Source organism: Kutzneria chonburiensis (assembly GCF_028622115.1).
GTDB classification, from domain to species: Bacteria; Actinomycetota; Actinomycetes; order Mycobacteriales; family Pseudonocardiaceae; genus Kutzneria; species Kutzneria chonburiensis.
Map to the genome: position 1 here is coordinate 10283493 of NZ_CP097263.1, position 14079 is coordinate 10297571.

Below are 14079 nucleotides of genomic sequence, written 5' to 3' on the forward strand. Positions count from 1 at the left end.
TCAGCGGCTGCCTGTCCCCGAGATCAGCCGTTGAGCGTGCAGGCCGCCAGGGCGTCAAGACCGGCCGGCTTGGACCCGGTCACCCGGCCGATGTCGATGGCGATCCGGTCCAGCACCGCGATCCGCTTGTCCTTCAGCGGCCCGAGAATGGCGTTGTTGATGAAGTTCGGCCCGCCCTGGCCCCGCGAGGTGATGAGCCGGTTGTTCGCCTCGGCGATCTCCTTGTTCAGGTTGGCCAGCTCGGCGGTCACGCCGGCCTGCGCGGCGGCCGGCACCGCCGGCAGCTTGTCCTGCACCGACGGGCAGTTGACGGTCGGCGCCGCACCTCCCGCGGCACCTCCCGCCGAGCTCTGCGCCGAGGTCGTCACCGGGGCCGGGGTTCCGGCGCCGCCCGAACCGCCGGAACCCCCAGAACCGCCGGATCCGCCAAGGCTGCACGGCGCGAGGGCGTCCAGGCCCGTCGGTTTGGCGGCGTGCCGGCCGATCGAGATGGCGATGCGGTCGATGGTCGATATCCGCTTGTCCTTCAGCGGCCCGAGAATGGCGTTGTTCACGAAGTTCGGCCCGCCCTGGCCCTTCGTCGTGATCAGCCGTTTGTTGGCCTCGGCGATCTGGGTGTCCAGCAGGGCCAGGTTCCGCGTCACCTCGGCCTGCGATGCGGCCGGAATGGCCGGCAGCTTGTCCTTGACCGACGGGCAGACGATCGTGGCCGCCGCCGTGGCGGCGTTGGCGGAGCCGTCGTGAGTGGCCACGACCACCGCGCCGCCGAGCACGGCGGCCGCCCCGAGCGCTACTGCCGCGACCCGGAACTTCCGCGGAACCGCCGCGTAACTCATCCTCATTGATCCGCTCCTGTCGCTGTCGACCACGCCCCGATCCCGTCTACGTGGCCGGAAACGACTCCGGTTCAAGGGTTTCGGTTATTCGACTGATTCGACGGTTCGGTCCACAGTAGACGTGCTCGCCCGCACGGCCAGCCGGGGCGGCAGCAGGCGGATCTCCGGGGCCGCCGAGCCGTCCAACCGGTCGACGACCATCTCCACGGCGAGCTCGCCGAGCTGCGCGGCCGGCACCTCGACGGTGGTCAGGGTGCAGGGATCGCCGCCGTGCGGGCCGACCGCGATCACGGAGATGTCCTGCGGCACAACGAGTCCGCGCCGGCCGAGGTCCTGCATCACCGGCGTGACGGCGGCCTCGTTCTGGATCACCACCGCGGTGACGCCGTCGCCGAGGAGCCGGTCGAGGCACAAGCCGTCATAGGCACTGAACACGGCACGAACTCCGCGGCGGGTCGAACTGTCGAAAAACCCTTGGCGAAACCGGTTTGCGTTGCTGACACCACGTGCGTGGACGGCGGCGGCCGGCCCGATGAGCCCGATCCGCTGGTGCCCGAGATCGGCCAGATGGTCGATGCAGAGCATGGCGGCCGCCGCGAAATCCAGGTCCAGACAGGTGATCGCGTTGGGGTGATCCGGCACGCCGAGTAGAACTGTCGGCCGGTCAAGCGCGGTGAGCATCGGCACCCGGTCGTCGGTGGCGGTCACGTCGAGGGCGATCACGCCGTCGGCCAGCGAGCCGATGACCGCGTCGCGTAGTTCGCCGGGATCGCCGTCCTTGGTCAGCAGCAACAGGTCCAGCCCGTGCGCGCGGGCGGCGATGGTGGCCGCCGCGGTGAACCGCATGATCGTCGGCGTGTCGATGCCGGGCCGCTGCGGGGCCAGCAGTGCGAGCAGGTCGCTGCGGCCGACCGGTTCGGTGGCCCGCGGCCGGTAGCCGAGCAGTCGGATCTGCTGCTGCACCCGTCTTCGGGTCGCGGCCGACACGGTCCGTTTTCCGCTGATCACATAGGACACCGTGCTCGGCGCCACCCCGGCGGCCCGCGCGACGTCGTGAATGGTCGCCACGGCCAGAAGTTAGTTGACGTTTCATTTAATCGCAAGCATGATCGCCTCGAAACTGTCGAACCGCCTGATCTTCCTGTGGGACAACGGAAAATGGTTCAGACCAGCGGCTTGACCGGTCGCCGCCGGGGTGGTTGGGTGAGTTCCCGCGACTGCGAAGCCGAAGGTCGCTCGGTTGTTCGAGAGGTCCCATGGCTCTGCGCGACCTGGTCCGGCCGCCGATCGACACACCCGTGCCGACCGTTGCGCCGCTACGGCTGGGCGCGACCTGGAACCCCGAACTGGCCCGGCGCGTCGGCGCCGCCTTCGGCGACCGCCATGCGGGCCAGGTCGTCGGCGTCCAACTGGACCAGGCACTCCGCGATCCCCGGCTGGGCCGCAACGAGCTCGGCTACGCCGAGGACCCGCTGCTCGCGGCCCGGCTGGCCGCCGCCCACCTGTTCGGCATGAGCGGCGGCTGCACGCCGGTGATCACCGACTTCGACGAGGTGGCCTGCTTCGGCGGCCGGTACGGCTTCAGCGCGCGGGCGCTCAACGAACGGGAACTACCGGTCTACCGAGCGGTGTTCGAGATCGGCGGGGCGCGCGGCCTGGTGCTGCCGCGGCACATGTTCGACGACTCGCCGATGATGACCCGGCTGCTGATCGAGGAGGGCATCCGCCCGTGGAGCGACGGCTGTGCGCCGGTGCTCACCACCGGCGGCCCAGTCGTGCCGGCGATGCGGGCCGGTGCCGACGGCTTTGTCGGCCATGTCTTGGACGAACTCGTGGCAGCGGAGGCCGACGGCAGCATCACGGCGGCGGAGATCGACGCGGCCACGGCTCGGCTCGACGCGCTGTTCGGCCGGACGGGCGTGGCCTCCGGTCGTGATCACGACGGGCTGGAGCTCGCCGTGGCCCGCGAGGCCGTGGTGCTGCTGCGCAACGACGGCCTGCTGCCGCTGCTCGTCGGCCCCGGAATACGGGTCGCCATCGTGCATCCGGGCGGTTCGTGTGGTCTGCCGGCTGCGGTCGAGCGTCTGGTCACCGCGGCCGGCGGGACCGTGACCGTGACCGGTGGCTACGACCGGGTGCGGCTGCGCGAGGCCGACAGCCGCCGCTGCCTGGTCGCCGTCGGTGATGAGCTCGAGCTGGCCGTGCCGAGCGGCGGCAACGATGTCTTCGACGCCATCGAGTGGTCTCGGCACGTGTTCGAGCTGCGCAACAATGTTTGCCGCCAGGCGATGGATGTGGTGCCGGCGAACGACGGCACGGTCTCGCTGCGTCATGTCCGCAATGGACAGACAATGACGCTGGAGAACATGCTGTGGGAGCCGGTCTCCGACGGTGCCGCCGACTCGGCCGCGGCGGCCGCGGCGGCGGACGTGGTGCTCATGGTGGTCGGCAACGACCCGGAAGACCGTCGCGACCGGGAGAACCTGTTGCTGCCGGCGCAACAGGAGCGCACGCTGCGGGCCGTGCGGGCGGCCAACCCGAACACGGTGTTGGCCGTGCTGAGCAGCCACCCGTACGCGCTGGACTGGGCCGAAGCCAACGTCGGCGGCATCCTGTGGAGCACGAGGGGAGAACAGAGCGACGTCGCCATGGCCGATGTGCTTTTCGGCGTGCGCTCACCGGCCGGCCGACTGCCGCAGACCTGGTACCGCGCCATGGACACCGCGTTCGACACGTACCTGGACCAGCAGGGCGAGCCGCTGTTCCCGTTCGGCCACGGCCTGAGCTACACCACCTTCCGCTACGACCGGCCGGTGCTCAGCAGCCGAGACCTCGCGGCCGACGGCCGGATCACGGTGTCGGTCCGCGTGCACAACACCGGCTTCCGCGACGGTGACGAGGTCGTGCAGCTCTACACCCGGCAGCTCACGTCCCGCGTGCGCCAACCGGTCCGGCAGTTGCGGCACTTCACCCGAATCACCGTGCCGGCAAGGACTTCGCGGACCGTCACGTTCGCGCTGACCGCCGACGACGTGTCGTTCTTCGACGTCACGAGCCAGGCCTGGGTGCTGGAGACGGCCACCCACGAGGTCCTGGTCGGCGGCCAGACGGCGCGGTTCGGCACCACCGGCCGGGACATCCCGATCCGGCCGCTGGCCGGCGCGTCGCTGCTGTGCACCAGGGCCGACGAGACCGCCGGCATGGTGCTGGTCGACGGCCCGGCGATGGCCGCGACCGGGCAGCGGTCGTGGCTGGCCTTCCGTGGCTGCGACCCGGCCGGCTGTCGCACGTGGAGCCTGGAGGCGGTCAATCCCACGCGGGTGCCGCTGTATGTCGGCCTGCACCTGGACGACCCGAAGGGCCCGCTGATCGGCGTGCTGGCCGTGCCGCCGGGCGCGGGCACGCACACCGCGCCGATCACCGGTGAAGCGCCAGGGATCCGTGACGTGTTCGCGGTGTTCACCCAGCCGGGGGTAAGGGCCGGTCGTCTGATGTTCGGCTGACCCTTTCCGCCGCGTCCCGCGTACTCATCACCGTGAGGCAACGACGACGCGATCTGACCGAACCGGTGACGGTCATCGGCGTCGCGGTCGCTGCCCTGGTCGCGGTGGTTTTCGTGATCCAGAGCGTGGACACGGGCGAGGTGAGCGCCGCGCAACAGCAGCCCGCGCCACCGCCTCCGACGACGACGACAACGGCTTTGCCGCCCCCTCCGCCGCCGGTGACGACGAGCACCGGGCTGCCGGCGAACATCCAGCTCGCGACGGCCGTGTTCGACCTGCGCGACAACGTACTGGTGAGCCAGTCGAACGAGAACCGGCAGTTCGCGGCCGAGTCGCTGACCAAGCTGCTGATCGCCACCGACCTGGCCGCGGCCGGCCGGCTGACCGGCGACAACCTGCCCCGGGTCCAGCGCATGCTGTCGACCAGCGACGACACCACGGCCAACCAGCTGTGGACGGCCGACGGCGGCCCGCAGATCGTCACCCGCGCGATCCGGTCCATGGGGCTCAGGGCGACGACGCCGCCGCGTGACCCGGGCCGGTGGGGCGACATGACCACGACCGCGGCCGACGTGGTCCGCATCTACCAGTACATCGTCAAGAAAATGCCGGCCGGGCAACGGAATGTGCTGCTCAACGACCTCGCCACCACGCCACGCGCGGCCGACGGCACCAACCAGGACTTCGGCATCACGGCGGCGCTGCCCGACGGCGAGTGGTGGGCCAAGCAGGCGTGGGCCTGCTGCCGTCCGGAGTGGGACGTGCACACCACCGGCGTCGTCGGCGAGGATCACCGTTATGTCGTGGTGGCGCTGAGCCAGCAGCCGCTGGCCCCCGGTTTCGGCGGCGCGACCAAGGTCATCACGACCGTGGCCAAGAACCTGGTGGCCGGCTTAGAGATCCAGCACCAGGTCGTCGGCGGGGCGTGAGCAGCACACCAGCGCCTGGCCCGCTGCCGGCGGCTCAAGGGTTCCGGGCGGTATCGGACTTCGCCGGACAGCACGGGTGTCACGCACGTGTGGCAGACGCCGGTGCGGCAGGACCAGCGGGTCGGCACGTCGCAGGCTTCGGCGATCTCCAGCAGATTGTCGAAGTCCTCACGCCACGGGACGGTGATACCGCTGCGGGCGAAGGTGATCCGCGGTCCCGTGCCGGGTTCGCCGGCCGGCTGGTGCGGCGTTGTCGTTGCTGCGCCGACGATGCCGGGGTTGATCGACGGCAGCGCGCCGAACAGTTCCGTGTGGACATCGGTGATGCCGATTTCCTTCAGTGCCACCGTCATGTCGTCCTTGAAGCCGGCCGGGCCGCACAGGTAGGCAGATGTGTTGGCGGGTAGGTTCAACGCTGAGATTGCCCTGGCGTTCAGGCGATTTCCGGCGGATGTGTAGTAGACGTGCTCGTGGGCATTGAGATCGGCCAGCCGCTCGTGGGCTTCGTCGGCGAAGGCGTGTTCGGCGGCGGATCGGGCGGTGTGCAGCCACCACACCTCGCGCCGACTTCCCTTGAGGGCGCGCAACATTGCCAGCACGGGCGTGATGCCGACGCCAGCCGACAGTAGTACCACCGGGGAGTCGCTGTCCTGCAACGTGAAATCGCCGCGTGGCGCGGCGACGTCGAGTGTGTCGCCTTCGTGCAGCTTGGTGTGCAGGAAGGTGCTCACGGCACCGTCGCGTTTGACGCTGATCCGGTACTCAGCGTCGCTCGCCGCCGACAGCGAGTAGCTCCGCACCTGAGCATCGGCCCGTACCGTCAAGTACTGGCCCGGCAACGGCTTGGGAAGCTTTACACCGTCCGATGTGGACAGATAGATGGACGCGATGGTCGTGCTCTCCGGCACGATCCGCGACACCCGCAGCGCCCGGAAACCCAGCCAGGCCTCGACCACGGATTCCTTGGCCTGCAACAGATCTCGGAACGAACCCTGCCAGCCGGGGCTCAGCGCCGGGATGTCAACGGCCTTGCGCAGCTGTACGACATCGCGATGCGGCAGGTACAGCAGGGCATCGATGTCGGCTACGCTCAGCTCGTGCCGGCCGACGGCCGTGCGCATGATCTCGTCGCCGGCGCGCACCTCGCCCTCGCGGATCACCCGGAAGTAGAAGCCGGGCCGGTGCCGGGCGACCAGCAGCGACGGCATCTCCGGCTCGTTGAGCCGCATCGCGACCCGGAAGCAGGTCACACGGGGCTGCGTGACCTCGAACTCGGCGTCGCCGATGCGGTACCGGTCGCCGATGTGCACCTCGTCGTCCAGTAGCCCGTCCACGGTGAAGTTCTCGCCGAAGTTGCCGTACTCCAGGTCGTCCCGGCCGAGCTGATCGCGCCAGTAGTCGTAGGACTGCCGCTGGTAGACCATGACGGCCCGCTGCTCGCCGCCGTGGCCGCCGAGGTCGCCCTGGCCGTCGCCGTCGATGTTGAGCGTGCGGGCCATCCGCGGGCCCTCGACCGGGTTCTTGAAGATGCCGGTGTGCACGGTCCGGCCCTGCCAGGGCACGTCCTTGGGCAGTCCGACGTTCAGTGACAGCAGGCGAGCCACGGTGGTCCCCTTCCTCAGCCCTGGCGGCTGCGCTGGTAGTGCCGGCGGGCCTTCATCCGGTTGCCGCACACGGCCATCGAGCACCAGCGGGCGCTGTTCGGCTTGCTGTGGTCGATCAGGAACAGCCGGCACTCCGGGTTGGCGCACGGGCGCAGCCGGCCCGGGCTGTCGGTGCGCAGCTTGTCCCAGGCCAGCACGGCCCGTGCGGCGGCGGTCCGGCCCGCCGGCAGGTCGGCGTCCCACGCGATGCCCTCATCGGTCAGTGACGCACGGTAGGCGATGCCGTCGACGAACGGGCGTAGGGCTTGGGGCGTCGTATGCCCGCGAACAACGTCTTGAAGAGCGTTTCGTGCCTCAATCAGTGCTCGCCACTCGTCACTTGTTGCGTGTTGGCCGTGTTCTACCAGCCAATCATTGCCCGCTTCGGCGTCGGCCAGGACATCGCGCTGCGTGCCCTCGACGACCGGCGTGGTGTTCAGCAGGTCCAGCAGCAGGGTCTCGTCCGTCATCTCTAACCTCCAATCTCGCCCTTGACAGGTTATATCAGACCATGCTCAACTCTAACCTGTCAAGTTGAGTTTAACAGTTAGAGAGGCGGAGTCATGGGGTTGGCATGGCAGCAAGGGCCGCTGGGCGGCAAGGCGGTCGGGCAGTTCCTGACGCCCGAGCCGCTGCCCGAGCGGCTGCTGTTCGCGGAGCCGCTGCGCCGGCGGATGCGGGTGCAGCTCGGGGGTACCGTCGGGCTGGCGGGTGGGAAAGAAAAACACTGGGTGGCTGACAGCGAGGATGTCGTGCTGTTGCACGAGCCGGGGCGTTACCCGGTGGCGTACTTCCCGTTGTCCGATGTGGCGGAAGGTGTCCTGGAGCTGGAGACCAGGACGACCAAGCACAAGGATCTCGGGGCCACCGCGTGGTTTTCGGTGAACGGCACCGCGCATGCGGCGTGGCAGTTCAGCGAGCTGCCGGCCCACGCGGCGATCCTGCGGGACCGGGTCGCCTTCGCGTGGCGGGCCATGGATGCCTTCTATGAGGAGGACGAGCGGATCGTCGGGCACGCCGCCGACATGTACCACCGGGTCGACATCCGCAAGACCTCGCGGCATCTTGTTGTGCGCGAAGGTGATCGTGTGGTTGCCGACACGCATCACCCGCTGGCGCTGTACGAATCCGGCTTCGCCCCGCGGTGGTACGTGCCGCGTGAGGACATCGATCTGGCGGCGCTGACGCCGGTCGAGGGCGAGACCTTCTGCCCGTACAAGGGTTTGGCCAGCTACTACGACATCGGCACGCGGCGTCGCGCCGCCTGGGGCTACGCCGAGGCGTGGCCGGAGGTCGGGGCCGTGTCCGGCTGGATCTCGTTCGAGCCGGACGTCGTGGACGTCTGGCTGGACGGCCGGAAGCTGTCCCTGGAGCCCGGGCAAACCGTTGTCCCGCACGGCATCGACCGTGGCCTTGACCCGGAAGAACTGAAGGGGAACTGACATGTCGCTGGAGAACCGCACCGTGCTGGTGATCGGCCGCAGCAGCGGCATCGCCCGGGCCGTCGTCGCCGCCGCTACGGCAGCTGGGGCAAAGGTTGTTGTTGCCGGACGGGATGAAGTCGATGTGGCCGACGAGGCCAGCATTGCCGCGCTGGCCTCGCGGCTCGGCCGTGTCGACCACGTCGTGTCGACCGCATCGGCCCGGGCTCGGGGATCGGTCGAGACCCTGACGCCGGAGGCCGTGCTGGCTTCGTTCACCGTCAAGGCGATCGCGCCGATCTTCCTGGCCAAGCACTTCGCGCCGATGATGCCGCCCGACGGCTCGTTCGTGTTCCTGTCCGGCGCTTCCGCGCGCAAGGCGATGCCCGGCATGCTCGCCGTCGGCGGTACGAATGCCGCCCTCGACGCCCTTGTGCGTGGCCTGGCCGTTGAGCTCGCGCCGCTTCGCGTCAACGCCGTGTCGCCCGGCACCATCGACACCGGGGCCTACGACGCGCTCGGCGACGCCGCCAAGGCCGACCTGTTCGCCGCCCGCTCGGCCACGAATCCGGTCCGTCGCATCGGCGCCGCCGAAGACATCGCCCGTGCCGTCTTGTTCGCACTCGACTCCACCTTCATGACCGGCGTCTCGCTGGCCGTCGACGGTGGCGAACCTCTCGTCTGAAGGAGTTCGTGATGGATTTCCGCCTCGAGGTGCTCACCCTGCCGGTCACGGATGTGGACCGTGCCCTGCGGTTCTATGTGGACGGTGTCGGCTTCGTTCTGGACGTCGACTACCAGCCCAATCCCGGTTTTCGCGTCGTGCAGCTCACGCCGCCCGGCTCCGCCGCCTCCGTCCAATTCGGACTCGGGCTGACGGGCGCGGAGCCGGGCTCGGCGCGGGCCAACTACCTTGCAGTGGAGGATATCGAGGCCGCCTATACCGCGCTTGCCGCTCGCGGCGTGCCGGTGTCGGCGGTGCGCCACAAGGCTTCCGCCGACTGGCAGGGCGACTTCGTCCCGGGTGTCGACCCGGAGCGCCGTCCGTACGCCAGCTTCCTCGACTTCGCCGATCCGGACGGCAACACCTGGATCGTCCAGGAAAAGCCTTAGTGGCGCAGGAAGCGGAACGCGGCACGGACCTCCGAGGTGAACAGCGCCGGCTCCTCCCAGGCGGCGAAGTGGCCGCCCCGGTCAACCTTGTTGTAGTACACCAGATTGTGGTACGCACGCTCGGCCCAGCTGCGGGGCACCTGGTAGATCTCGCCCGGGAACACCGTGATCGCGGCCGGCACATCGATGCTCACGGCGTTGAAGTTGTTGGCGTTGTTCTCGTAGTACAGCTGGGAAGCCGAGTTCGCGGTGCCGGTCAGCCAGTACAGGCTGATGTCGTCGAGCATCTCGTCCCGGGTCAGCGAGCGCTCGGGCACGCCGCCGCTGTAGGTCCAGTCGGCGAACTTGTCGTACATCCACGCGGCCAGGCCGACCGGCGAGTCGGCCAGGCTGTAGCCCAGGGTCTGCGGGCGGGTGACCATCATGCCGGCATAGCCGGAACCCCTGGTGTACAAGGCGTTCATCTTGGTGAAGGCGGCCAGCTCGTCCGGGGCCAGGCCGGCCGGCGGCGGGTCGCCGGCCTGGAGAATGCGGGCGATCTCCGGTGGGACCGTGGCCGGCATGTTGACGTGGATGCCGAGCAGGCCCGGCGGCTTCTGCTTGGCCAGCACGTCCGAGACCACCGAACCCCAGTCGCCGCCCTGCGACACGTAGTGCTGGTAGCCAAGGCGGGCCATCAGGGTCTGCCAGGCGCGGGCCATGCGGTCGGGGTTCCAGCCCGTGCCGGTCGGCTTGCCGGAGAAGCCGTAACCCGGCATCGACGGGATCACCAGGTGGAACGCGTCGGCCGCGCTGCCACCGTGTTTCGTCGGATCGGTCAGCGGGCCGATCACCTTCAGCATCTCCAGGATCGATCCCGGCCAGCCGTGCGTGATGATCATCGGCAGCGCGTCGGCGTGCGGGGAGCGGACGTGCAGGAAGTGGATGTCCAGGCCGTCGATCGTGGTGATGAACTGCGGCAGGGCGTTCAGCTTCGCTTCCAGCTTGCGCCAGTCGTACCTGGTCTGCCAGTACTGGACCAGCGACCGCATCGCGTCCAGTTGGACACCTTGGTCCCGGTCCGTGACCGTCTCCCGTGACGGCCACTTCGTCATCGCCAGGCGCTTGTGCAGATCATCCAGGTCGCGCTGCGGCACGTTCACCCGGAACCGTCTGATCGCGCCGTTCCTGTCCTCGGCCGCCGGTGCCGGCGTCGCGGCCAGGCCGGTGACCGCCGCCGCTCCTGCCGACGCGGCAAGGAAAGTGCGCCGTGAATGCTCGGACATGACCGCCTCCCACCGTGGTGTCGATGGGCTCGACGCTAGGGGAGCAACGGTCACGTTGACCGGATCCTGTGCGGGGATGCCGTCGCGGACAGCACTTTCACCCGGCCGCGCCCACGCTTCACGCCAGGCGCGGCGCGGGCGGTCCGGTTCACTCCGCCGGCGGCAGCTCCAGCGCCTTCAGCCGCTCCGGGTCGGCCAGGATGTTGATCTCCACGATCCGGTCGCCCCGTACCGTCGGGCAGAACACCGCGCGCGGCTTGCCGCCGATCATCGGCACCACGCCCGCCGCCCCGTTGATCACCACGTGCCGGGCCCCCGCCGCACCGCGGGCGAACAGCAGCGCCTGGCTCGCCACCTTTTCGGCGCCCCGTACCAGCTTCGACACTCCCTTGTCGCCGAAGTCCACCCTCAGCACCACGTCCGGGTCCAGGACCGCGACGAGTGCTTCGAAGTCCCCTTCCCTCGACGCCGCGATGAAGGCGTCCACCACCTCCCGCTGCGCCGGCAGATCCCCGTCCGGGCTCGCCGCCCCTCGCACCCTCCTCCTCGCCCGGCTGGCCAGCTGCGTCGCGTTCGCCGTAGTGCGTTGCACGATCCGCCCGATCTCGTCGAACGGCACCCCGAACATGTCGTGCAGCACGAACGCCAGCCGCTCCGCCGGCGTCAGCTGCTCCAGCACCACCAGCATCGCCAGTCCCACCGAGTCCGCCAGCACCGCCTCTTCCGCCGGATCCGTCTTGATGATCGGGTCCGGCACGTGGGTCTCCAGCGGCTCTTCCCGGCGGACCTTCCTGGCCCTGAGCATGTCCAGGCACACCCGGCTCACCACCGTCGTCAGCCAGCCGCCCAGGTTCTGCACCTCACCGGCCCCCGCCAGCCGCAGCCACGCCTCCTGCACCGCGTCCTCGGCATCCGCGACCGACCCCAGCATCCGGTACGCCACCGCCCGCAGATGGTCCCGATGCCCCTCGAACCGCTCCGCCAGAAACTCGTCCATACCCTTATGACGTTTCCGGTCGAGGTTTCATGACAGCCATTTTCGATGAGGTCTGGCCCGGGGACCTTGATGCCGTCGCAGGTGACCAGAGATCGACCGGCAGGTCCGGCGCATCGACGCCGTGAACTGGTTCTGGCTCGACCGCCCCGACGGCACCTACGTCCAGGTCGGCCTCGGCCTCGGCCCCGACGCCCCCGACGGCCACTATTCCCTCGAACACCGTGACGGTGCCACCGAGCGGCACGTCCGCGTCTTCGTCACCGACCTCGACGTCGTCGCCGCCGCCTTCCGCGCCTTCGCCTCCGGCGACGAGACCTGGCGGTCCGCCCATACGTGGACCGAGGTCTGACCGGTCAGGCTAGCCTGGAGACAACCGCCCGGCCCACGCGCTGCAACTCCTCATCGCTGTCGATGTGCCGGTAGCGGCCGCGCTGGGGAAGGGCCAGTTGGGTGAGCAGGTCCGGCAGGGCGGGCGTGGCGGCAGGGCCCATCCGGTCCAGACAGGCGACGACGAAATTGCCGGTCGACGGGTTCTGTGACCAGGCCTGGAGCAGCGTGTCCAGCACGGTCTGGTCGCGGGTGATCGCCCACAGCGCGGACGCGGCGTGGATACGGACCCAGTCGTAGTCGTGCGCCAGCAGCGCCCGCAGTCGGGGTACCGCCGCAACGGCCGCCGGTCCGATCTCGGCGAACACGTCCGCTGCGGTCGTGAGCTTGGAGGTGTGGTGGTCGTCGTGGAGGAGGCTGTACAGCAACGGCACGACCTCGTCGACATCGCGGCCGATCGCCCACAGCGTCGCGATGGCATCAGCCCTCGCTTGATCACCGCCGGCGAGCGTACGAACCAGGTCCAGCCCGGACCGTGCCGCGGGGCCGAACCGGGCGAGCGCGACCAGGGCACTGCTCATGCTCGACGAGTCGTCCTGCTCGGACGCTGATCGCAGGGTGTCGACCAGCGCCGGCACCGCCGTCGGGTCACCGAGCTCCGCCAGCGCCCGCATGATGCCGCTGGCGCCCCAGTGCAGGTGCTGTGCGGTGAGGTCGATGCCGGCCAGCTGGTGAATCAACCTCGGCACCAACTGGTCCGCCGCGGCGGTGAGTCGGCCGGCGACCCCGACCGCCCGCCAATCGTCGACACCGTCGTCCAAGGCCAGCAGCAGGCTCGGCAGTGCCCGCACGTCGCCGAGGCCGGCCAAGGTCCTTGCCGCCTCCTGGCAGGCCCGGCGCAGGTCGGCACGCGGTGCGGCCCAGCCCTGCGGCCCGTGCTGTGCGACGTAAGCCGCCAGCGCCTCCCTGGCCGGCTCCGCGATCGAGTAGCACTGCTGGAGTGCGGTCGCTGCCCCGGCGGCGAGCTCTTCCGCACCGACACCGAGCTGCTCGCCCAGCAGCGCGATCAGCGCCGAGTGGTCGCCACGCAAGGCCGTCATCATCTTGGCGCACAACGGGATCCCGTCCAGGCGAGTGCCGAGGTCGGGACTGCGCAGCTGTGCGGTGAGCAATGCGGCCCGTTCCGAGACCCGCCCGTCAAGCGCCTCATGGAGTGCCTGGAGCGGACCCGTCGTCCAGGCGTGGACAACGTTCGATCGTTGCATGTCGGCGAAAGCCGCCGGGACGAACGGCGGCACCCCGTCCACCGGGGCGACCGGGGGCTCCGGTTCCGACGGCACCCAGGACGGCGTCATTTCCGCCATCAGCTGGATCGTGGTCGGGACCAGGTCCTTGTCGATCCGATCCGGCGCGCAACGAACCCGCTGGACCACGGCCGCGAGCCGAACCTCGGCCGCAACATCGAGGTTGACGGCCAGCGCCGCGAGCCAGGCAGCGGTCTGTTCGGCCAGGCCGGGCACGCGTAGCGCCTGCTCGCCCATCGCTTCCACGGCCACCAGCTGCTCCGGTCCCGGTGCTGCGGCCGTGAAGCGATCGCGCAACGGTTCGAAGTTGTCGGCGAACAACGCCAGTCCCGGCAACGCGGCGCGGCGTACGCGCTCATCGTCATCAGACACCAAGTCGACGAACGCTTTCGCCCTCGCCCGCATCACCGTGCGGGCGCCGGCGAAATCCACTTCACCGGCATAGTTTTCGTCACCGTTCTCGATCGCGGAGGTGCCGATGCTGACCAGCAGGTCGACGATCGCCGCGCGGTCCGGGGTCGCCGCGTCGGCCGCCAGCTCGTACAGGAACGGCAGGCTCGCCGTCGTGGACGGCATCACGGTGCCTTGGTGCAGGACCGCGCTGTAGTACCGGCTGAGTGCACTGTCCCGGGTGTCCGCGTCTGGTGACCGCATCGCCAGCAGTAGCTCGGGCACCTCCTCGGCCGTGCCGTACGAGTGGTTCATCGACGACCAGTCGATCTCGTGCAGTCCCTCGAACAC

At 69.6% G+C, this 14079-nt stretch carries 12 protein-coding genes; 5 read left to right on the forward strand and 7 right to left on the reverse strand.

The genetic code is table 11. The features are described 5' to 3' along the window. Positions 1-23: 23 nt before the first annotated feature. On the reverse strand, positions 24-842 hold the full coding sequence (locus tag M3Q35_RS47860; protein ID WP_273939307.1) for a hypothetical protein: 819 nt from the start codon (positions 840-842) through the stop codon (positions 24-26). A 78-nt stretch (positions 843-920) separates the two neighbouring features. Further along, on the reverse strand, positions 921-1904 hold the full coding sequence (locus tag M3Q35_RS47865; RefSeq protein ID WP_273939308.1) for a LacI family DNA-binding transcriptional regulator: 984 nt from the start codon (positions 1902-1904) through the stop codon (positions 921-923). Positions 1905-2092: 188 nt separating this feature from the next. On the opposite strand from M3Q35_RS47865, the gene M3Q35_RS47870 reads away from it, so the two are divergent. Then, complete coding sequence (locus tag M3Q35_RS47870) at positions 2093-4339, forward strand: glycoside hydrolase family 3 C-terminal domain-containing protein (RefSeq protein WP_273939309.1); 2247 nt, start codon at positions 2093-2095, stop codon at positions 4337-4339. Positions 4340-5135: 796 nt separating this feature from the next. Here the strand turns inward: M3Q35_RS47870 and M3Q35_RS47875 are convergent. Then, entirely contained in the window at positions 5136-6872 is a 1737-nt protein-coding gene (locus M3Q35_RS47875; protein ID WP_273939310.1) for an MOSC and FAD-binding oxidoreductase domain-containing protein, read from the reverse strand. Positions 6873-6886: 14 nt separating this feature from the next. Then, entirely contained in the window at positions 6887-7381 is a 495-nt protein-coding gene (locus M3Q35_RS47880; protein ID WP_273939311.1) for a CGNR zinc finger domain-containing protein, read from the reverse strand. 93 nt (positions 7382-7474) lie between these two features. Between M3Q35_RS47880 and M3Q35_RS47885 the strand changes: the two genes are divergently transcribed. From M3Q35_RS47885 to M3Q35_RS47895, 3 genes are read left to right on the forward strand one after another with little or no spacing between them, the layout of a single operon-like run. Then, positions 7475-8353, forward strand: a complete 879-nt coding sequence (locus M3Q35_RS47885; protein WP_273939313.1) for a DUF427 domain-containing protein — start codon at positions 7475-7477, stop codon at positions 8351-8353. A gap of 1 nt (position 8354) precedes the next feature. Continuing rightward, positions 8355-9017 carry an SDR family oxidoreductase gene (locus M3Q35_RS47890; protein WP_273939315.1) on the forward strand — a complete coding sequence of 221 codons (663 nt, stop codon included), beginning with the start codon at positions 8355-8357 and terminating at the stop codon, positions 9015-9017. Positions 9018-9028: 11 nt separating this feature from the next. After that, complete coding sequence (locus tag M3Q35_RS47895) at positions 9029-9445, forward strand: VOC family protein (protein WP_273939316.1); 417 nt, start codon at positions 9029-9031, stop codon at positions 9443-9445. Here M3Q35_RS47895 and M3Q35_RS47900 read toward each other — a convergent pair. Then, a complete protein-coding gene (locus tag M3Q35_RS47900) occupies positions 9442-10710 on the reverse strand; it encodes an epoxide hydrolase family protein (protein WP_273939318.1) in 1269 nt (422 codons plus the stop codon). The genes M3Q35_RS47895 and M3Q35_RS47900 overlap by 4 nt on opposite strands. A 148-nt stretch (positions 10711-10858) precedes the next feature. After that, the gene (locus M3Q35_RS47905) at positions 10859-11707 is read right to left on the reverse strand and encodes a sigma-70 family RNA polymerase sigma factor (protein ID WP_273939320.1); all 849 of its coding nucleotides are present in this window, start codon (positions 11705-11707) and stop codon (positions 10859-10861) included. Between the two features lie 121 nt (positions 11708-11828). Here M3Q35_RS47905 and M3Q35_RS47910 point away from each other — a divergent pair, with 121 nt between their 5' ends. Continuing rightward, entirely contained in the window at positions 11829-12056 is a 228-nt protein-coding gene (locus M3Q35_RS47910; RefSeq protein WP_273939321.1) for a hypothetical protein, read from the forward strand. A 4-nt stretch (positions 12057-12060) separates the two neighbouring features. Here the strand turns inward: M3Q35_RS47910 and M3Q35_RS47915 are convergent, their stop codons facing one another. Further along, positions 12061-14079 carry a HEAT repeat domain-containing protein gene (locus M3Q35_RS47915; protein WP_273939322.1) on the reverse strand — a complete coding sequence of 673 codons (2019 nt, stop codon included), beginning with the start codon at positions 14077-14079 and terminating at the stop codon, positions 12061-12063.